Source organism: Mesorhizobium sp. WSM4829, assembly GCF_055811475.1.
Genome location: NZ_JBVVQJ010000003.1, coordinates 1 through 20,502, shown reverse-complemented (window position 1 = coordinate 20,502; position 20,502 = coordinate 1). Strand labels below are relative to the sequence as shown.

At 58.1% G+C, this 20,502-nt stretch carries 12 protein-coding genes and 3 pseudogenes; 8 read left to right on the top strand and 7 right to left on the bottom strand.

What is annotated here, in order from left to right; genetic code table 11:
• Positions 1 to 2 precede the first annotated feature (2 nt).
• The 3 genes from AC0L17_RS03975 to AC0L17_RS03965 all read left to right on the top strand — a co-directional run bounded on the left by AC0L17_RS03975 (position 3) and on the right by AC0L17_RS03965 (position 6,567).
• Positions 3 to 5,051, top strand: coding sequence for a hypothetical protein (locus tag AC0L17_RS03975; RefSeq protein WP_473514840.1), 5,049 nt, complete (start codon positions 3 to 5; stop codon positions 5,049 to 5,051).
• Between the two features lie 243 nt (positions 5,052 to 5,294).
• Complete coding sequence (locus AC0L17_RS03970; RefSeq protein ID WP_473514839.1) at positions 5,295 to 6,053, top strand: glycoside hydrolase family protein; 759 nt, start codon at positions 5,295 to 5,297, stop codon at positions 6,051 to 6,053.
• A 118-nt stretch (positions 6,054 to 6,171) separates the two neighbouring features.
• On the top strand, positions 6,172 to 6,567 hold the full coding sequence (locus AC0L17_RS03965) for a hypothetical protein (protein WP_473514838.1): 396 nt from the start codon (positions 6,172 to 6,174) through the stop codon (positions 6,565 to 6,567).
• 823 nt (positions 6,568 to 7,390) lie between these two features.
• Here the strand turns inward: AC0L17_RS03965 and AC0L17_RS03960 are convergent.
• Complete coding sequence (locus AC0L17_RS03960) at positions 7,391 to 9,142, bottom strand: adenylate/guanylate cyclase domain-containing protein (protein ID WP_473514837.1); 1,752 nt, start codon at positions 9,140 to 9,142, stop codon at positions 7,391 to 7,393.
• A gap of 412 nt (positions 9,143 to 9,554) precedes the next feature.
• Positions 9,555 to 10,748, bottom strand: a complete 1,194-nt coding sequence (locus AC0L17_RS03955; RefSeq protein WP_473515022.1) for a trypsin-like peptidase domain-containing protein — start codon at positions 10,746 to 10,748, stop codon at positions 9,555 to 9,557.
• Positions 10,749 to 11,335: 587 nt separating this feature from the next.
• On the opposite strand from AC0L17_RS03955, the gene AC0L17_RS03950 reads away from it, so the two are divergent.
• Both AC0L17_RS03950 and AC0L17_RS03945 read left to right on the top strand, forming a co-directional pair.
• Positions 11,336 to 11,446: a DUF4236 domain-containing protein gene (locus AC0L17_RS03950; RefSeq protein WP_473514836.1), complete on the top strand. Its 111-nt coding sequence runs from the start codon at positions 11,336 to 11,338 to the stop codon at positions 11,444 to 11,446.
• A gap of 759 nt (positions 11,447 to 12,205) precedes the next feature.
• Complete coding sequence (locus AC0L17_RS03945) at positions 12,206 to 12,664, top strand: thermonuclease family protein (protein WP_473515021.1); 459 nt, start codon at positions 12,206 to 12,208, stop codon at positions 12,662 to 12,664.
• Between the two features lie 263 nt (positions 12,665 to 12,927).
• Here the strand turns inward: AC0L17_RS03945 and AC0L17_RS03940 are convergent.
• Together AC0L17_RS03940 and AC0L17_RS03935 are read right to left on the bottom strand one after the other, a co-directional pair.
• Positions 12,928 to 13,302: pseudogene (locus tag AC0L17_RS03940) on the bottom strand (DUF3604 domain-containing protein); the annotation flags it as partial.
• Positions 13,303 to 13,419: 117 nt separating this feature from the next.
• Complete coding sequence (locus tag AC0L17_RS03935) at positions 13,420 to 14,022, bottom strand: HdeD family acid-resistance protein (protein WP_473514835.1); 603 nt, start codon at positions 14,020 to 14,022, stop codon at positions 13,420 to 13,422.
• A gap of 526 nt (positions 14,023 to 14,548) precedes the next feature.
• Here AC0L17_RS03935 and AC0L17_RS03930 point away from each other — a divergent pair.
• The 3 genes and pseudogenes from AC0L17_RS03930 to AC0L17_RS03920 all read left to right on the top strand — a co-directional run bounded on the left by AC0L17_RS03930 (position 14,549) and on the right by AC0L17_RS03920 (position 16,879).
• Complete coding sequence (locus AC0L17_RS03930; RefSeq protein ID WP_473514834.1) at positions 14,549 to 14,902, top strand: AI-2E family transporter; 354 nt, start codon at positions 14,549 to 14,551, stop codon at positions 14,900 to 14,902.
• A 73-nt stretch (positions 14,903 to 14,975) separates the two neighbouring features.
• A pseudogene (locus AC0L17_RS03925) lies at positions 14,976 to 15,588 on the top strand (AI-2E family transporter).
• 496 nt (positions 15,589 to 16,084) lie between these two features.
• On the top strand, positions 16,085 to 16,879 hold the full coding sequence (locus AC0L17_RS03920; protein WP_258118459.1) for a methyltransferase domain-containing protein: 795 nt from the start codon (positions 16,085 to 16,087) through the stop codon (positions 16,877 to 16,879).
• A 264-nt stretch (positions 16,880 to 17,143) separates the two neighbouring features.
• Here AC0L17_RS03920 and AC0L17_RS03915 read toward each other — a convergent pair whose 3' ends face one another.
• From AC0L17_RS03915 to AC0L17_RS03905, 3 genes and pseudogenes are all read right to left on the bottom strand, one after another.
• Entirely contained in the window at positions 17,144 to 17,737 is a 594-nt protein-coding gene (locus AC0L17_RS03915) for a phospholipase D-like domain-containing protein (RefSeq protein ID WP_473515038.1), read from the bottom strand.
• 57 nt (positions 17,738 to 17,794) lie between these two features.
• Positions 17,795 to 17,908: pseudogene (locus tag AC0L17_RS03910) on the bottom strand (hypothetical protein); the annotation flags it as partial.
• A 1,716-nt stretch (positions 17,909 to 19,624) separates the two neighbouring features.
• Positions 19,625 to 20,263 carry a hypothetical protein gene (locus tag AC0L17_RS03905; protein ID WP_473514833.1) on the bottom strand — a complete coding sequence of 213 codons (639 nt, stop codon included), beginning with the start codon at positions 20,261 to 20,263 and terminating at the stop codon, positions 19,625 to 19,627.
• Between the last annotated feature and the right edge of the window lie 239 nt (positions 20,264 to 20,502).

The following is a 20,502-nucleotide window of genomic DNA, read 5'->3' as shown; positions in this document are numbered from 1 at the left end:
GTATGGCGTCGAATTCCGATAAGTTTCGCGTGGGCGTGAATTTTCTCGTTGTTCCAGACGGGATCAGGGTTGTTGGAGGTCAGACTTTTGTCCGATTGAGCTTGTCGATCACGCCGGCCGTGTCGCCCGCTGCCAATGTGTTGTCGGTCGACATCAGAGAGTGGCCGCAGCAGGTTCATCGCCTGACCAGGCAATTGCGGATCGCCACAGCAGGCCTCAACAGCACCGGCGGCAAAGATCCGAAATACGGCATTGTCGCGCCGGCCTATCTTCGGCAGATCTACCAACCGGACATCGCCGGCGCCGCGGCTGATGGATTTGCCGCGCAAGCAACCGTGCTGTGGAAGCGAATTTTCGCACCGAATGGCGATGTCGATGCGCAATTTATTCGATTGATCGACGCTCTCAGCAAGGCCGAAGCCGACATGCTGCGCTGGCCATCGCAGGCCACTGATTGGCGCTACGGGAACTATGGAACGGCTGAACTGGCGGGCGTGATCGACGCGATGTACTCGGCCACAACTGCTCTCAGCCTGTTTTCTCGATCGTTGGATATCGGTGAGGCGACAAAAAGCGGAAATGACGCAGGCGAGCTCAGCATCAATTTCTGGAAAATGTTGACTGCCGACTGGTTGGGCGGAGTGCCCGGCAACGACTCCGTTCACCAATTGAAACGGATTGCGAATCGAGCCAACCCTGCGGCCCGCTCCCAACGGGAAGCTGACTCGGTGGCCGTCGAAATGAAAACATTGGCCAATCGGTTGGCAGGGCGTCCAACGCCGGGCGTGATGAACGAAAGCGACCCGGTAAAAATTGCGGCCGACACTGCAAGAGATATGGATCAAGTCCGCCGCTTCTTCCTGCGGCAGGTGTGGGACCCGGAATTCTGGAGCACCGGAAAATCGGCAGCCAATAGACTTGATCTTTTGCAGAAGACCATGCGTACCGAAATCGCGCGCTTTCTGGAGGCATGGTGTGTTGGTTGGCGTACGGTGGACCGCACCGACGGCGATTTTCGAAGTGAAGAAGAGGAGCAAGCCCCGACGCGGAAGTACGGTGCGATTCAGTCGTATCCGACGCTCGCTAAGTTTTTGGGTTTTATCGTCGACCTGGAGGTTCCGCTCGCAACGCTTGCCTCGCAGAGCCAGGAGGGGGCCGGCGCGCGGCAGTACGGCGTCATTGCCGTTGACCCCGCGCCTCCTGGCGTCGATCCGAAGGATTGGGGCAGCCCTCAAGCGATCGGCCCGCTTTGGACCACGTTTGTCTATCGGCCGGCAGCGGCCAATGCCCCACCGGCCGCTTACTTTGGGCCCTGCCTCCTGAGCGAAGTGGCCGCGCTAAAGCCCGATGGCACCCATCACCTCAAAGAAGGCGTGCTGGATTTGAACGCGCCGCTGGAGGTGGGAGGCGTCACCAAGCGGTTTGTTCTGAACACCTTGGACGTCACCAACGGCGTGATCGGCATTTTGAAGGATTCCGAGGAGGTCGTTTTTCGCAGCGCTTCCGGTCTCTCGGAACGTCGGATTTCTACTACGTTGCCAACGTTGCGCTCTCGCGGGATCGAGCTCATTGACCGGTCGGTCGTCGGTCACACGATCTTGGAAGCTGACAGTGAGCGTCAATCGCGCGCGATTCGAGCCGCGGCCAACGAACCCTATCTCACTGATGTTCAGAAATTGACGACCGGTTACCGGATTGATGTTGCATTGGCCAAGCCGAACGACGAATGGCAGGACCCGACCCGTTGGGCGCCGTTGATGGCAAGGTCGGTCACCTACCGGGCCCATATCAATGGCTCTTATCGCTATCGCGATATTCCGCAAGCGTATCTTCAGCTACCGGGCATTCGGAACCAGGTCGATCGTGAAGACGGCCACACGCGCATGATGACCGGCGAGCGCACCGTTGAAGAAGAGGCGCCGGACGAGCCGACTGAGCCGGCTCCTGCCGTGAAGGCCACAAAGGTTCAGACCGTATCCCATCCGCAGCTCTTTACCTGGGGCGGACAGAGTCTTGCGATCCCCGCCACGAGCGAACTTGTCCCTGGCGCGCCGGCGAATGCGGACTGCCGGGTGGTTTGGCCCAGTCCCGCGACAGATCTGGCCATCGATCTTGAATTGAATCTGCCAACCGAGCCGGTCCCCGGCCAGTCCGATCGCCGACCGCTTCCGCTGCGAGATGGCCGCAAGTACATGGTGGGCGCCCGTCTGAACCTCATCAATGGATGCGGCCTAAAATTTGACGACGCCGTCAGCCGATATCTGGATCCGAATGCATCGGTCGTTCTCGGCGAAGATCATAAGACACCGTTCGAATTTCGCCGCCGAGACAAAATCGAGGCGCCGGACGTGTTGTTACTCTGGAACGGGCGGGTCGTCGGAAGCGACCCTTCCGAATGGCTTGGGGAGGCGATTGATGTTCTCGTCGTTCGAAGCGGCGACATCAACGGCACGGATGCTGCGGCGCGCTTTTTGGTGCCGCCGCGTGTCAGCTTTGATCTTGCGGAGCAGGCAGGGGTTTTCGACCGCAATTTCGATAACAAGCCGATCGGCGCTTTTTCGACCGGCTGGTATCGCGCGCAGCTTGATCCACAGACCGGAACGTTTCCGGTTGCCCGGAACGGGGGGTGGGAGTTTCCCAAACTTAACGATCCGTCCGAGTGTCCGACCGCGCCAGTTGCTCCCATTGCATCCGAACCGAGCCGAGGCTCGGTGCTCGCACTCGATGTGGTCGCCGACCAGCCAAAGTCCGAGTTTTTCGCCGATCCACTCGCCAGAAGGATGCGCGCCGCGTTCTGTCATGTGGTGGACAGCCAAGAACAACCTGCAGCCGATTTTGGTCCGCTCAGCCGGCGTATTGCGTTTTGGGGTGACAGCGCCCAACCGGAGGATGCCGGTCCGGTCTATCTGCATCTCAAGAAGGCCGGCAGCGCCGAAAAACCCACGCTTCGCGGTTGGTTCGACGACAGCGCAACGTCACAGCACGTGCCATACGTCCATGGCGGAACCGTTCGCGTCAGCAAGCTTGATGTAGCCCTTAAGCCTGCGGAAACGGTCGATCTGGCGATTTGGTCAGTATCCGACACTCGACGGGCCCTAGAGACCCACGAAATTTTCCGCAACTTGCCTTTGTCGCTCAAAGAGCTGCTCGCTCAAGTCGATCGCACGTCCTCGCGTGAGGTTCGCGACAAGGTGAAAGCGGAAGTCCAGAAATTCTTGGGCGGCGATTCCGAAAAGGCCTACGAAGAGCTACTGAGTCTCGCGCCCCTGAGGAATTTCAATTCGCGCCGCTACGTCAGACTCGTTCATGCCGTGCAGCGGCCCATTTCGGCCCCGCAATTTCTGGCGGGTGACGCTCCATCGCAATGGCGGTTGCATCCGGTTGTTGTCACCGTTGCGGGTGACAACGGGGGCGCGGCCCAGAAGAGCTGGGCGGAATTTGTCGATGCGCACAGCGGGCAAGATCCGCTTAGTTGGCCGAGCGTGCCGGGTGGAGCGACGACGTTCTTTGTCGGAGAGTTGGACGTCCATCGGCTGTCGACCGGAAAGTTGCGGTGCGAAGCGCGATGGCTTGAGTTCGGCCCGGAATCCGAAAAATTTTCGAACGAAAACAAGGAGTGGAAGAGCGATCCGCCGCGGCAATACGCAAAGCTTTTCGAGGTGCGCGATATTCCAGCCGACGACGTCAATCGTGCAAAAAAAATGGATTTGCTATGGGACGAGCGGCAAGGTTTGCGAGCTTTGTCGCACTCCTTTGTGAACGGCAAGGCCCGTCATCTCACGCTGATGGTGATCGGCACCTCCCGATACACAGATTTCTACCCGCCGGCGCAGCCGCCGAAGGATGCATTCCAATTGGGTCCGTACGAATCCCAATCGGCTAGCTTTGACCGCTCCGAGGTGCGCGTCTGGATTCCATCGACGATAAGACCTGCTCCGCCGGATGTTGACAGCATTGTTCCGTTATTCCGCTGGATCGACGAAGGAAATTTTGGCGATCGGGACCTTCGCTTCCGACGCGAGAGCAGCATGAAAGTGTTTCTCAAGCGGCCGTGGCACTCGGCGGGTGAAGGCGAAATGCTTGGGATCGTTTGTTGGCCGGCAGATTTGGTCAACGCGGACGCAACGTTGCAAAATCAGTCAACCGACGAGGCAATCCGCAAAAATATCTGCAATCTTGAAGTTGCGACAGGGAAGCTGCACCGGTTCGTAACTCGGTGGGGTTCCGACCCCATTCGCCTTTCTGGTCAATTGGACGACCTAATCTCCGCTGATCGGTTTAGCGGCTATGATGCAAAAGCCGCCAATTGTCTGCTGTCGCTTGCGACGGATCCTGTCGAAACACTGGCGCCGACGCAAAAGGCCGATAGCGACGCTGGGACGATCGCAGTCTCGGTGCTGGGTTATCGCCCAAAGCTAGAAGCGAAACTGGGAATGTGGACGTGTGACATAACCATTGACCACGGCCCGGCATACTTTCCGTTTGTTCAAATGGGGCTGGCTCGCTATCAGCCGAACTCTGTCGGTGGGCTTGAATTGTCGAGCCCGGTTGCCCGAACGGTTCAAATTCCTCCCTGTCGCGATGGGCGCGTGCGCTTTTCCAACGACCGAGAGTTTGTGTTCGAGCTTCACGGGATCGGCTTTCATCGCAGTGAAGCAGGCAAAGTGCATGAGGACGCGCGCCACACAACAGATCTGCCGCTTCTCAATCTCCGCCTCATGCGCGCTCATCGGGAAACCAATGTTCCTCGCAACAGTGACCGTTCCATTCGGTGGCGGCGTGTCATAGACCAAGACGGAAAGCCCATTGAGTACACGCGCATGCGGCCAATTCGGAAAGGTGCAGAAGTCTGGTGGGTTGTTAAAGTTACGCTGCCCCATCGCAGGCAGGACGTGGACTACGGGCTTTATGTGCAAGAAGTGGAATACATGCCGGCTGATCACTTCAAGGGGTCTGATGCGTCAAACTGTGAGAGGGAACAATTCGAATCTCGCTTGGAGGAGAGGAGCCAATTCTCACGCATCATCGATCTAAGAACGTCCAATGCATAGGAGCTGACTTGCCCGGCTAAAGGGCGGGAATTGTTTATCAGGGAGGGGCTTGTGATCGCGTCACTAACCAGGTGGTTTTGCATTCTCTTGTTTGCATGCATCAGTACCGCGCAGCCAGTTTCAGCGAGAAGATGCCGCGCGTCGTCATGAGGCAAATCCCGCTGAATAGAGCATGAGGTCGCCTTCGTCGGGTCCGTAGCCGACAATCAACGAACCAGCACTGCCCAACAAGAGAGGATAATCATGGAAATCCGCGACTCTGCTGTAGAACGCACAGCGGGATTTGAAGGCTTTGTTGAGCATTTCTATCTGGACACAAAGGGCAAGGTTACGATCGGTTACGGACGGATGATTGCTGACGCCAATGCGGCCGAGGCACTTCCAATGAAAGACGGTGGCAATGACGCGACTGATAAGGCCAAGCGTGACGAATGGGCGTTGATAAAGTCCAAGCCGGTCGGGCACCCCGCTTCCTACTACAAGCAGTTCACGAAGCTTACGATCCCAGTGGATGAGGCCAAAGCGTTGCTGCGCTCCAACCTCGAAGGTGCCGCAGCGGATCTCGAGATACGTTTTTCAGAGCTAGATGAATACCCCGAAGATGCGCAGGACGCCTTGCTCGACATGATGTTCAATCTGGGCCTCACCAAATTCACAAAGACAAAATGGCCTAAGCTTTTTGCAGCGGTAGAGAAGGAGGATTGGAAAACAGCCGCTGCCGAGAGCAACCGTCCTGACGTGCAAGATGCGCGGAACGAAGCTATTCGAGATCTGTTCTTGAGTGCCGCCGTAAAATACTTTGGAATCCAGGTTTTGGCTGCGGCGGTGGATCGTTCGTTTAGTGAGCAAGTGGCGGAGTTACAGAAGTTCATAGCCGCGGGACAGGATCTGCAGAAATTCTTTCCAAGTGGGATCACCGAGATCCGTCTGAGGGTCAAGGTCGGCAATGCCGAAATAGAGTTTGAGATGAGCGGACCGGAGAGTGCAAAGCCACTTGCATGATCTTTGCGTGTATGTCGGATTCAATTGACCGAACCGGCGTAATCTAACAGATGTGCGTCATTGACGTCATCTTGAAGTGGCGACATCGCAACGAGGACATCGCCATACGGAGGAAGTCATGGCCACTATCGACTTCGGCAATCTGCCCGCGGGCGCCTACCCAATGCCGTATGACGACGGCCAGATCATGTTGTGGACGTTTGACATGACCGGGCTCGGGGCGACCGCCGATGTCGACGCGCGAGGGCTGCATTTGCGGTACCGCTCGATCATGCAGTTTCCAACGCCTGCCGATAAGGCACAGCTCATAGTGCTCGCTGGGAGGAACGCCGATTTCACTGCCTGGACCTTAGGCAGCAGCGGGTATCAGATCGCGGACACGAAAGCGCTGGCGAGTTCGCCGCAGCCACAGAACGTCTCATTTCTAGTGCCAGGCCTTGTCAGAATTTCTATCGAAGCGAATAACGAGCTCTTCCTGACCGTGCTAAGCATCCAAAAGTCCCGAGAGACCTGAGAGGCAGCAGATTTTGGCCAGGAAATTTTTGGGCGGGCAAAGGACTATGCGACCAAAAGGAAAGCCGTCTTCGGCCCTGGTGCGCGACAGGATATCCGTCGCTTCGCAGATGTCGGGCTGAAGACCTCAAAAAGATTGGAGCGGAGGATGATGATGCCCGTATCCGAGCTGCTGTTCTCCCAATCCAAACCCTGATTCAGCGTTGATACGAACGAGTTGGGCGTATGCCCGCATTGACCCCGACAGCCGATTCAACTTCTGTAACGTGCCCTTCGGTAAGACCTGCAGGCGGTTCAGCCCCTCACGGAGCGAACCATGGCGAAAGTGAGCGAAATCCTGCGAGAGAACGTTGGAATACAGTTCCTCTCCCTCTGCCATTGCACCCTGCCCCAACATTCTCTGGGTTGATTTGAGAGCGCAGCAATCCTGCAGAACTGCGGCTTCGCATAGAAAAGCTGACAACCACATCCCCGCATATTTCCGCTGAACGCTCGTTCTCTCGGCGGATATTTTCCAAAGCTGTCAACCTCGCAGTTTTGGTTCTCAGCTATCACTTGAACAATTTCAGATACTTGCAGTGTGTCAAACCCCAGCAGGTTGCGTGAACTCTCACTACACTAGGCGAATGCATCGGATAAAAACTCTTTGGCGACCGCAGCTGATGAACGTTTCGCCCCTAAAGCGGTCATCGTCGCATTTGGCCGGAACTGGGATGGCAACTTACAGGGATGGACCGGTCGGTATTGCGCTTTCGCAAGCCTCGCTCCGGCGCCGCTACGTCCGCCTCGTAGCGTGCGGATATTTCACCGCCGCCAAAATACGCCTAGTCCGGCAGGCCCGCCAGACGCCAGCCATCAACAAACGGCTGCGCAATGCTCATGCTCCTAAAGGGTGAGTTCGCCGCCAGATCACCGAACCTCCAATTTGGATTGCCCGCAAGAAATAGGCGGGCTTCCTCCTGTGCCTCAGAAACGCGGCCGGCAAGGGCAAGTGCGGCAATCAGATGTTCCCTCGAACCCGTCCCGTAGGTTTCTTCCCTGCTCAAGGACGCAACAGCTTCTTCGTAGTGACCGGAGGAAATCTGCGCCATTCCCATGATCCAGAAATACCATCCGGGTGGACGAGGATTTAAACGGAGCGCCTCTGCACAAGCGGTCAGCGCCGCTTGCGGCTTGCCTAAGTAGATTTGAAGCTCACCCATCCATGCAACGGCATCTGCATTGTTGGGATTTTGCCGAACGGCGGCATCGAAATGGAATTTTGCTTCATCCCAATTGCGCTCATAAAGCTGAACGCAGCCCAGGATCCTGTGAGCGTGGGAATCGCCGGGATCGATTTCCACGGCTCGTTGCGCGTGCATCAGAGCCTTTGCGCGGCCGGGTATCTGTGGTTCTCCCCAGATAATCCAGCCAAATAGCAGTGAGATGGCAAGATTGCTGTGCGCTTCGCAATAGTTTGGATCGATCTGAACGGCACGTTCCAAATCAGCACACGCCTCACGGTTGTCTGACCTCGAAATGTTGCATTTGCCTCGCGATCTAACACAAAGATCATAGGCTTCGAGATTTGATGGTCGGGAACGGACAACAATATTCTTTTCACCAAGCTTGCCAGAAATCGCTTCAACAACGCGTCGCGTGACCTCGTCCTGAACGTCGAAGATGTCGGCGATATCGCGGTCGAAGCGCTCAGCCCAGACGTGATTGCCGCCTTCCGACCCATTGATTAGCTGCACATTAACACGCAAACGCTTGTCGGATCGCCGTGCGCTGCCCTCAAGTATGTACTTTACCCCTAGATCGCGAGCGATCTGACGGACATCACTAGGCTTGCCCTTGTAGGCGAAGGTGGAGTTGCGGGCGATTACGAAGAAGCCCGGTACATTCGAGAGATCGGTGATGATGTCCTCTGTCAGGCCGTCGGTAAAGAACTCCTGTTCGGCGTCGCCGCTCATGTTGATGAAGGGCAGCACGGCGATGGACGGCTTGTCGAGAAGGGCGAGCGGAGCCGGTGTTGCTCCGGTTAAGACAGGTGGCTCGCGACGGGGAGGCGTACCGGCCTCCAGCGCATACACACGCATCGGCTCAGCAATGTTCTTAAGGACTCTCTCGCCGAGATCACAAACCGCGAGGTCGAGCCGGCTCCGCACCTGACGGTAGGCATCTTCGGACAGGCAGATGGTTCCTGGTTTCGCTATGCCTTCTAGACGAGCAGCGATATTGACGCCATCGCCCATCAAGTCGCCATCCGCCTCCTCGACAACATCGCCGATATGAATACCGATGCGCAGTTCAATTCGACGCTCTGCCGGCAATCCGGAATTGCGCTCAAGCATTCCTGCCTGCAGCTCCATTGCGCAGCGGACGGCGTCAACGCCGCTCCGAAACTCGCAGAGCACGCCATCGCCGGTGCTCTTCACGACCCGGCCCCGATGAACTGCGATGGTCGGATCGACGAGGTCGCTTCGCAGCGCGCGGATGCGGGCGAGCGTACGATCCTCGTCGCTCGCCGTCAGACGGCTGAAGCCGACGATGTCCGCCACTAGGATTGCCGCGAGCTTGCGTACTTCGATCATTGCCTGCCCATACCCCAACTTATCACAGCTGCGGCCGGATAGCCGCGATGTTTGTGGCCTGTAAGATACCATTGCGATCCGTTCCGCATACGAACGAGAAGTAGAGCTTTGGATCGTGAAGGAGTGACCGCTCTCGAGGAGCGGTTGCATGATCGCAATCGGGCCGATCCTCCAAAAGGCATGGAGTCCAACTGAGTCCCGACCTCCGGCAACGGCTATTGCCCATCGTGGTCGTCTACGGCGGCGACGTCTCTTTTTGGACAAGTCGTTCAAGCTGGCGCCCGAGAAGAGGCGCATTGCGGACTGGCATGATTTGGGCAGAAAGCGATCTGACAGGTTTCGAGATGTGATCGGCCATAGCCACCCTGCTTCTACGCTAAGCCAGTTAGCCCTTGCGCCACCCTCGCAAGGGTCATTTCATCCCACTGTCCACGCCGGGCTTTACGGAGACAGGTCCGATACTGTGCTTCAGCCAGCACTCTCGCTTTTTTCGAACATACGAGAATGCGCGGCAAATGTTGTTGACCTCACACTCGAGATAGCATCCGAGAAAATTGGTCTTCAGGCGCCTGTAGTCGCCTCCAGGCATGTCTTTTCCAGAACCGATGATGAAGCTCGAGAACTTCACCTGGGAGCTAAGGGGCTCAACGACCATCGCAAACGCGTCCGAATTCTTGACTAGAATTTTGGCGTCATCCTTCAAGAAGCAAAAGCGCTCCCGCTTGTTGTAAGTCACGGCGTTGCATTGACCGTCTTCGCTACAAGCTTGCTGGCATTGTTGCTGGCTGACGTTTCTGAGGGTTGCATAATCGAAGCCGACGACGTCGTGGTTATCCAAGATGCTGAAGGGCCGCATGGGTCGATATGGGTCAGGAGCCGGAACCCTGGTGGCGGCTGCTACCTCGGTTTGCGCCGGCTCAGCGTTGGTACCGTAACAGGAAAGTTGAACGACCGCCGGCTGCACCTTGTCTGCCAAGTCCGCGGTATGAAGTTCGGCCGCATCTTCAGGCGCATATTCGAACTTTATGCCCCGGCTATCGAGGAAGGTTTGCAGCAAGGTGGCACGTAGCGCGAAGTTGACGTTCTGGGGAAGTGCGCCACCGCCCGCCTCCGGCTTCAACGTCGACGTTGTGATGCCGACAAGAGCACCACGGCGATCGACGACCGGGCCGCCAGAGTTACCCGGCTGAATGGGCGTCGATATCTGAAGGTAACGAGTGTCGTCGCCCAACCCCATCAACGAATTTACATTGCCGGTCGTAACCTTCACCGATGAAGAGAGAACCGATCCGAGTGGATAACCGAACGCTGCAATATCTTCGCCTAGGCGAGCGCCAGCATGCCGAAGGCGGATGACGCCGGCCGAGACAGCGCTGATTCTCAAAACGGCGAGATCGTTCCTCACATCCATCTTGACGTCCGATGTCGCGGACCCGCCTGTTGCAGTGACCCGTGTACAATCTTTGACCACATGAGCGTTTGTTACCGCCCAACCCTCGGGATTAATCAGAAAGGCGGTACCCGTGCCGATGAGTTCCTCCGCTGCCGCTGGCGCGATGAGCATCCCGAGTGCAATCAGCAGGGTTGAAGTTCGGCGCCCAATCACTGTGTGCAACTTCCGCTCTCCACAACGCACTTAATTTCGCAGGTAGCTCTTCTTGCCGCTGTCGCTCAGGCAATACCGACCTCCGCGAGGGCCAGTGCAGTATGTGCCAGAGCGGCAGGAGCAGTCGGATTCGCCTGCGATCGGCAACATTTCGGAAGAGGAAGCACCAAGCAGTCCAACTGACCCTCGAGCTGACCAGTAGCCTAAACAGATCTTCTTGCTTCCGCTGATCGACCCGTCATTGCAGACAAACTTGCTGCCCTGACAATGTGAGATTCCGCCTTTGCTTCCGCTGCACGGCTTATTGGCTGCGTCTGCCGGCGCACTCACGCGCAGTAAAATTACCAGCGCCGCCGCGCATGACAGGAAATACAAAGCCAGCCCTCTCCACCCCTCTCATGAGTTTGCGTTGTTAGGAGGATTTCGGCAAGCCGGTACTTTTCGTTGCAGTAAATAGAAGAGTTACAATCACCGAAAGGTTTTTTCCTGGAGCGATCGCGACCTTTTCGAACCTCTTCGTAACCCTCGTCAGTTTGACTCGACTCCCGATCGCTTTCGCCACATCATGGTCACGGGGCGCTTGGGGGATGGCATTCCGATTTCGGAAATCTGTAAGGATTGAGCCAGGAGTCCGCATAAATCTCAGCGCGAAAAGTGCCAGCGTTCGGGTTGGACCGAAAGGGCCCGGGTATAATTAGCACAACAGGCAAAAAGCGCCTTAGTGTGATCATCCCCGGCACTGGTCTTTCGTATTCGAAGGGTGTTTTTTCCAAGCGGCAGTCAGCGCCTGGCGCGCCATCCCGACGTGATGCTTTTCAAACCAAGCCGTCTTCGAAAGGCCCTATCGCGCTTCTGCTACTTGCCATTGGTGCTGGACTTGTCTGGTGCGGCGACCCGTCCAACGAAACCAAGATTGCCAGTGGGCGCTCCCCGACGGACGGGTCTGAACAGCCGAACCTAAAACCCGCGATCGCAGAACCGGACCCGGGGGCCTCCCAGGTTCCAGAAGCTTATGCAGGGCCTGCCTCTTCCGTTGAAAAGACACTTAATAGCACCGCAAATTTTCGGCTACGGACATCCCCGTCGGCTGAGTCGCCGATTGTGCTCACCGTCCCAGCTGGCTCTGCAGTATTGTCGTCAAGGCGCGAAGGGCCTTGGCACTACGTTTCTTACGGGAACTATTCGGGCTGGATTCTAGGCGATTATCTCGCGGAGCCGCGTCCTGAACCAGCGGCAACAACTTCGCCGACAACACCGCAGGTGCCAAGCGCACTATCAACTTCAGACAACACCATCTCAGGCCGCGCTACCATCATCGACGGAGACACGATCGACATCTCTGGCACAAGAGTGCGGTTCAATGGCATCGATGCGCCTGAGAGCGCTCAGCTCTGCCAGAACGCCAAGGGTAAGAATTACCGCTGCGGCCAGTCAGCCGCGAAAGCGCTTGGGGCTTGATGGCGAAGTCCCGGCCCGTGACTTGCACATTTGCAGAGTGGGATCGCTACGGCCGCTTCGTAGGCGACTGCTATCGTTCCGATGGCGCGGCAGTGGCCGCATGGCTGGTCAGCGCTGGGCACGCAATGGACTGGCCGCTCCATTCGGGCGGCGCCTTCGCGAGCTATCAGGACGAAGCTCGGCTGGCGAAGCGAGGCATCTGGCAAGGCGAGTTTCAGCCTCCGTGGGAATCGCGTGCCGCGCAGCAGGCGCCTAAGCGTGAAGCCACGAATCCAGTTCGACTGCTCTCCGGCTCATGCGACATCAAGGGCAACATCAGCAACAAGAGCGTTCGAATCTACCACCTCCCCGGCCAGCGTTTCTATAACGAGACAGTGATCAGCCCTGCCAAGGGTGAGCGAATGTTCTGTTCGGAAGACGAGGCGCGCGCGGCTGGTTGGCGCCGGTCGAAAAGGTGACATAGCCCCAACTTCGTTGGAACGAGTATAGTCCGAGGAAACGCTGCAGGTCGATCAAGCGTAGCTGGTTCTGTCGACGTCCAGTTCGCGCCATGCACGTCCGCTTTGGGGCCGACAGCGGACTGGCAGCTTTGGCCCTCGGATCTTCAATAGCTGACCTTCAAGTCGGTGCGAGTAACGTCGTGACGTGACCCAAGCCAGGCCTTCCTGTTTTGTTGGAAGAAGGTCTGGAAACGGGTGAATTGCGACACCGCGCGGGTCAGCGGCGTGTACCAGATCGGCGATGTGTAGGCTCGCTCGGTGATCGTCATTGCTGTCCCCGGCAGAGAGTCGACCCAATATCGCTTGGCATCGTAGGCAGTCCGGCGCGGCGTCGGGATCTCGATCACTCGGTCGCAGTAGAGGGCGGGCAAGCTCGGGTCGAACTCTGGGTCTTTCCACACCTTGATGAGCTCGGGCGCGCCGATCGTATTCGTCCAGGTCGCATTCTCCACATCGACGGTGCTGCCTACCGAACGAAATTTGCCGTCGCCGCCTGGCTTGCGGTCGCCCGACCATGCGACGTCGTAGATTTTCTCGTGCAGATTGCCATTCTTGTCGAGCCAACCTTTGACGATCTGGTAGCGGTCAAGGTTGGCGCGATGCGTTCGGCGGCGGCACGCAGTCCGGGCCGCCGTCCTTCGTCACCCTCGCGACAAAGTCGCGGACGGCCGACTTCGCCACGCCTTCGTTCCGGGAGGGAAGCGGGTCCGGCATTATGCGGCCGCCCCATGGGCGTGGCCCTCATGGCTGTGCCTGCGCAGCCGGAACGCCAGCCCGACCAGCATCACGCCGAAGACGATGGCATAGGCGCCGATGACCCAGAGCAGACCGAGCGCCCCGGCGCCCGGAGCTATCGCGATGATCGCGCCGACCAGCACGGATAGCGCTCCCGCCGCGACCAGCCACCACTCGTTGTCGATCTCCTTCCTGAGCCGGATCGCGCCGATGATCTGCATGACGCCGGTGGCGATCATCCAGCCTGCTATAAACAAGACAACCACGATCGCGGTCATGCCCGGCAAGGCCATCGCGACCAGACCCGCAAGGATGCCGAGCACGCCGACTAGCGCCAGCCACCATCGCGGCGCCGGCGCCCCGCCCTTGATGGCTGCAGTGAGCGCCAGCACGCCGTCGACGAGCGCATAGGCGCCGTAGAGCAGGACGAGCGTCACAAGCGAGATACCCGGCCAGATGAAGGTCAGCACGCCGAACAGAATCCCACAGATGCCGCGCAGCAGGATCAGCCACCAGTTCCGTGCCAGCGCATGAAGCATCATTCTGCCGGCTATTGGCCCGGCTGGACGTGTCGTGCTCATTGTTCACCTCCGTTCAGTTGCGATCGGTCGATGCGCCGGCGTAGCGAGGTATGCTCGTCGCCCGCAGCGTGTCTAGTGCTCGCTTGTGCTGGCCTCTGCCAGTGCCTTCAACGCGTCGTGACCTGACGTTGACTATCTGGGCGGCTTTCCCCCGCCGCGATCAAGCCACGCGGAGACGACGAACAATCCTGCGCTTGGTCACGGACTTTTTCAACAGTATCGGCGCGATCTTGCCATTCGCGTACGCCTCAACGATCTTCAGCCACATTTCTCTGAACGGCTATTCCGCGATGGTGGAAAATTGAGCAATTGGCCCCGACAACGGTTCCTACCGCTCGCGCGAAGGATGGCGCTATGTAACTATGATCGGACTTCGTCCGTGCGAGGAACATCGCCCCCTGGCTGACCGGCCTCGCAATGGCCGTCCTCGGAAGCGCCATTGTTGCACTTACGATCGCGCTCGGTGCTTGAAAGCCGCACTGCATGGGCTTGGCCCTTTGCACCATTTTAAGGAGGAGCCAAGGCGTTGTCCCTGAGTCCCAACGCCATCCTGATCCTATTGGCCATAGGTGCAACCGTCGCGCTTGCGAAGGTCCTGGGTGTCGTCTGGCAGCCGATATTCTGGGCCATCGTGATCGGCATTCTGTTCCACCCGCTGATGAAATGGATCGACTCGCGGCTATCCGGGCGGCCCAGCCTTGCGGCCGCGTTGACGGTGCTGGCGATCTTCGTCTTCGTCCAGATCCCGGCGCTTCTCCTGGGCTCCATGGTCATCCGGGAGGGCGTGTCGCTCTACACCCGCATCCAGAGTGGCGCCGTCGATCCTGGCGCGGAGCTTCTCAGACTGGAAACCTGTTCCAGCCTGAGCTTGGGCAATTGATGACAGGGATCGGGATCGATCTCGGCGCATCACTGAAAAGCTCCAATCGGCGATACTACGCAGTAGCGAATTCGTGCTTTCGTTGTTCCTCAGCGCAGGCCAGAACGCAGCCGCCTTTCTGATCAACTTTTTCCTGATGCTCTATCTCCTGTTTTTCATTCTTCGGGACGGAGAGGACATGTACCGGCAAGTGTTCAGAGCGGTGCCACTCCCGACTAATCAGAAGCAGCTCCTCTTCAAAAAGTTCGCCGACGTGTCGATTGCCACGCTGAAGGGAACGTTCATCGTCGGGTTGGTTCAGGGTGCGCTCGGCGGTTTGATCTTCGCCGTTCTCGGCATAAACGGGGCAGTGTTCTGGGGCGCTGTGATGGCAATGGTATCAGTCCTGCCTGCTGTAGGCACAGCCCTGATCTGGGTGCCGGCGGCAGTGATCCTCATCGTCGGCGGGGCCTGGATCAAGGGACTGATCCTCTTGGCATTCGGGACTTTCGTGATCAGCATGTCAGACAGTCTTGCGGCCAATGGTAGTGGGTCGCCAGACGAAGATGCCCGACTACTTGGTGCTCTTCTCCACCTTGGGCGGGCTCAGTGTCCTTGGCATCAGCGGCTTCGTCTTGGGACCTGTGGTCGCCGCGCTGTTTCTGGCGGTTTGGCAACTCGTTGAGGAAAACCATCCCCAAGAATGATCGCCGACGCACGCCCGTTCGTCTTGGGTTCAGGCCTGAGAGTTCGGTCGAAGGTGCGATCCCCGCCAATCCCCAATGACACCATCACGGCGCCGCCCTTCCGAGACCAATGCTCTCGTTGCTCGATCACGAGAGCAGCAGCGATCGCATTTGCGAACGTCCGCCGTGCGGTCCAAACACGACGTTCGAGATGCTATTCGCCAAGGTCAGAAGCTGGCGCGGCCGAGACGGCCGGCACTTGGGCTCGGATTATACCGCGATGGAGCGTTCTACGCCTCAATCGGGTGGAAAGCGGAAAGCAGCCATCAATCTCCAATTGCCGGATTGTTCCCGCATAGCTAGCAATGCTCGAGCCGCTTTTTACGGCGAGTTGCTCCCGCTGCCATGGGACTGCAATGCTCTCAAAGAGACTCATCGTCGGAAGGCGGACGTGATAATCTGAAGCCACATGCTTTTCGCGGCGGCTAGCGCCCAGTGGAGAGAGGGCACATCAAAAATGAGCGGCGGGCTGGAATTTGACGAAGAGACCAGCCGAAAGGTCGAAGCGCTCTATTTGACTCCCGACGTGGTCGAACAGCGGTGCCAAGTGCTGAAGGCACTGCAGCTGAGGGAGGGCGAACGGATTCTCGACATCGGTTCTGGCCCCGGACTCCTGGCTTATGACATGGCAGCTTCCGTCGGGCCCGACGGCCGTGTGTGCGGTATCGACATCAGCGACGACATGCTGGCCATGTCCAGAAAACGTTGCGCCAATCGGCCTTGGGCCGAATTCCTGCGGGCGGAGGCAACCAAACTGCCCTATCCGGACGATGATTTCGATGCTGCCGTATCAACTCAGGTCTACGAATATGTTGCCGATATTCCGGCAGCGCTCGCGGAGCTTTACCGGGTAACGCGCCCGGGCGGTCGCGTGGTTGCTCTGGATACGGACTACGATTCGTTGGTAATTTACACGGGCGATCAGCCGCGCATGGAGCGGGTGCTTTCGGCTTGGGACGAACATTTTGTACACGGCGGGCTACCCCGGACCTTGTCGGGGCAGCTCCGCGACGCCGGGTTCACGATTCGACAACGCGATGTGATTCCGATGTTCAATCCCGAGTACCACGACAATACCTACGCCAGACGCATGCTGGCTATCATGGCGTCCTTTGTAGTCGGGCGCAGAGGCGTGTCCCAGGAGGAAGCAAACGCTTGGCTTGCTGAGTTTTCTGAACTTGGCAAGCAGGGAAAGTTCTTCTTCAGCCTCAATCGGTACCTTTTTGTCGCGGACAAGGTTGCGGTTACATGACCGGTGATGTTCAGTGGAATCAATGTCGCGTTAGCGGTCAACTTCCGTCGTACCCTGCTCGATCGCGGATGGCCGGATTGGGTCAACTCAAGCGCGAACGGCGGCTCTGGAGAAGCGCCAGGAAGGTCGGCAATTGGCGCAACCGCGACCTCCAGCGTGGTCCCCCGCAAGGTCTGCTTTCAGGCGGTGGCGAAGCTGACCTCAACGGCCGACATCAGGCGCATTGCTGCGTGTGGCTCGTTTTATCCGATAGACACCCACCGGTTATTTAGTGCGCCGTTTCAAGTCATCCCTCGTCACGCGGACTTCGGCCTCTACATCGTCGCCTCGATAGATGTAACTGGTTTCATGACGTGCATATTGGCCTTCTCGATCGGCACTTAGCCAGTTGAATGACCCTACGCAGAGAAGGTCATCCTCGACGGCGACAATCTTGCTGTGAAGCTTCTCAAGACGGTGCAGCGTGACGCCAATCTGTCTCAGCGCCCCGTCAGCTTCGTCTATCTGCTTGGCGCCACCAGGCGTCAGGTCGGCGTTCAACAAGGGGTCGGCGTAGATGTCGATCTTGGCACCCCGGGCGGCGGCTAACTCCAAGGCCTTCAAAATGCCTGTACGCTCCATCGTTCGCAGCTTGATCCAAGGGCTTACGATCAGATAGCGGCGCGCGTCGGCAGACAACACATCCAACAGGAACGCGTCATGTTGTGCAGCGTCACGCAGACTTTGCAACTGTCTTTGGCTCCCATGTAGATCGGCGCGCGGCACCGGATCGAAATTGAGCTCTCGACCAGGTTTATCAAGGAAGGCCGACAACAATGCACGAGGCGAACCAGGTACCGCGCTCGCCAGCACATCCATGTCTCCGAACACTAGAAAACTGTCTTTGGCGCGTGACACGGTTACGTTCAGCATGCTGGGAGAAGCGTCGATGAAACCACCATCGGCATGTTTGGAATAGACAGGAGAAAAAATTACCACCAGGCGCTCGGCACCTTGAAGTGCGTGGACGGTGCCGATTGTTATACCCAAGCGCCCCGAGACTAGGATCTTTTGTGCGGAGCAACTCGCGGACCTGAGCTCCAAATGGTGTAACAATGCCGACGATTTCCTCTATTGGGCGATTGTACCGCGCCTCCAAAGAGAGACGGTTTTGAGAGATCCAATTCGCGATGGTGTGAGCTTCGGTGGGGTTTGAGCGGCTACTGCTCGCACGAACCGCCTTTCCGTCGATGTGAACGTATCCCATGGCAGGCAAGAGCGCATCGCTTGGCACGGGCCCGCGACGGGGGCGAAGCTTGCCCTGGTAGCAAAGGGCATTGCTGTACTCAATGATCTCATCATAGCAACGGCGGTGTTCAAACAGCCAAAGGCCCGGACCTAGGTCTGGCCAAGGCGAAATGCGACAGGCTTGTTGGGCGAGCCCCATAGCGCTGCCTGATGTGCTGCAAAGGCCCGTGGCACTGATGCTTTGGATGTCTGCATCCGAACGGAGCAAACCAGCCTCGCGTAGATTTCCAACGTCGACGGGGCGAGGTATGGCGGAGATCGGCTCTATCTGCCTCAAATCGCCGATGACCAGGGCGCGCTTGGCCAAAGCGAAGGCAGCGCCCGCGACCTCCGGCAAGGCCTGGCCCGCCTCATCGATGATAAGTAGGTCGACAAAATCGTAAAGGAACTCATTGGACCATTCGCTTCCGTCTCGGCGGCTGTAAGAAAGCTTCGAAGGGAGGCTGGCGAAGGTTGAAACTGCGCAAGGGGTCAGCATCATGCGCCGATGCCAGCGAAGGACCAAAGCGGATCGGCCTCTTTTCGCGGCAGAGCCGACGATCGCTGCCAAGTCGGCTTCCATCGCCATCAACCAGCGGCCTTCCCAATAGTGGGTGGCAAGTCGGAAAAGCTCGAAACGTTGGTTGACGTCAATACGATCCTCCAAGCCCTCCTCCAGCACATCCCCTCCGTGGAGCGACATCAACGCCTGTTTTCGAGCGGATTGGGCGGCGCTGATCTCCGCCAGCACCTTCCTGATGCGAGTCAAAGCTTTATTTGCCGAGGCATGTTCGCCCTCGGCCTTTCGGAGCGTCTGCCCTAGGAGTTGGTCAATCTCAGAGACACGCCTCAGCCCCTCAAACCCGGAAAGACCTCCCAGCGTCAAGCGCGCCCTGAGAACTCGCTTTCGTTCAATGCCCGGGAGAAAGCTGAACAGCGCCAGGAGGCTGGATTCCTGGGCTTGTTGGCGGGCGAACGCAGCGTGGTGGCGTTGCATGCTTTCGACCACAAGGGCCCAGTCGCTGACACTTGCCTGTGCACGCGCTTCTGCTACCGCCGGGTCGGCTCCAAGTAGCTGCGCTTTGTCCATCGCCAAAGATTGATGTTCGAGGCTGCGGTCAGCCTCCTCAAGTTTTGCCACCTGATGGGCAATATCTCGCTGAGTGGCAGCGACATAGTCGGCGACCTCTCCCTGAACGTCAGGGAAAGCCGCTCTGGCAGAAACTAGCCACGCATCTTTCCCTGCCTGAAAGCCATCGATGGTTTCAATCCGAGTTTGGAAGTCCTCGGTTTGATATTTCTCTGCCGCCTCCTGCCGTCGAGAATTTGCAGGCAAGAATATACCAAAGCTGCCGACTTCGGGCAGCCAGCGCCCCGCGATCGGCCCGTCGGCGAAATCCTTACCAAAAGCGTCGATGATGTTCGTGACTGCTTGATTGTTGGACGACGTAGCCACTATCACAGGTGGATCACCGCCATTCAATGCTGCACGAACCCAAAGTCCGGCCACCGCCGAAAGAAGGAGGGTGTCTTACCCGTCCCCGGCGGACCGTTGACGGCGACTACATCGCCTGGCGCTGCAGCGTCCAGCCAGGCGAGAACCTGTCGCTGCTGCTCAGCCAATGGGAAATGGGGATTGGAATGACCCAGACGACGGGCAAGTGCTTTCTCTATCTTGCGGTCAGCGAGCGAAGGCTTCGCTGGTGAGACAATCTTGGCGAGGAGCGGCGCGCCCGGACGATCGGCTAGGATTTTGTCGTATAGGTGCAAGATATTACGCACTGTCGCCGAAGCGTCCTCGGCTAGCTCCAGCAAGCCAAAACCGGCTGCGCGGTAATATTGATCTCCTTCTGGCCAGCCCTTGGCCACGGCGTCCACCATTTTGCGACAATGCGCCAAATAGGCCGCCCAATCCGAAGTGTCGCCCGCTTGCAGCGGCTCCGCGGTCAGGAAGCTATCTAAGGCATCTACAGCACCGATAGTGAACTCGTCAGAAGGTAGCGGCGTCAGCAAGTCACGCGCAATCGCGTTGCGTCGCGGCGAGATCTTGCCCTCGCGGTCAAGCAGTGCCTCGGTAACCACAGGCGCGACCAATTCGGGAAGGCCGTCGATGCTCACCGCACCATGTGACACGCGCCTTGCCACTACTAGCGGCCAAAAGCGGACCCAAACAGTCTTAGCTTTTGCTTCCCCCTTGAATAGTCGATTGACCGACTCCCTAGGCAGCAGGCCATTCCTGAGGGTCTCCGGAGAGAGTTCGATAAACCGTTGGCGATCCCGTGATCGTGCCCACTGGCGTGGTGTAGCTGACGGCATTGGACGCCGTGCTCTCCGGCATGGGCCGGACTGATCAGCGC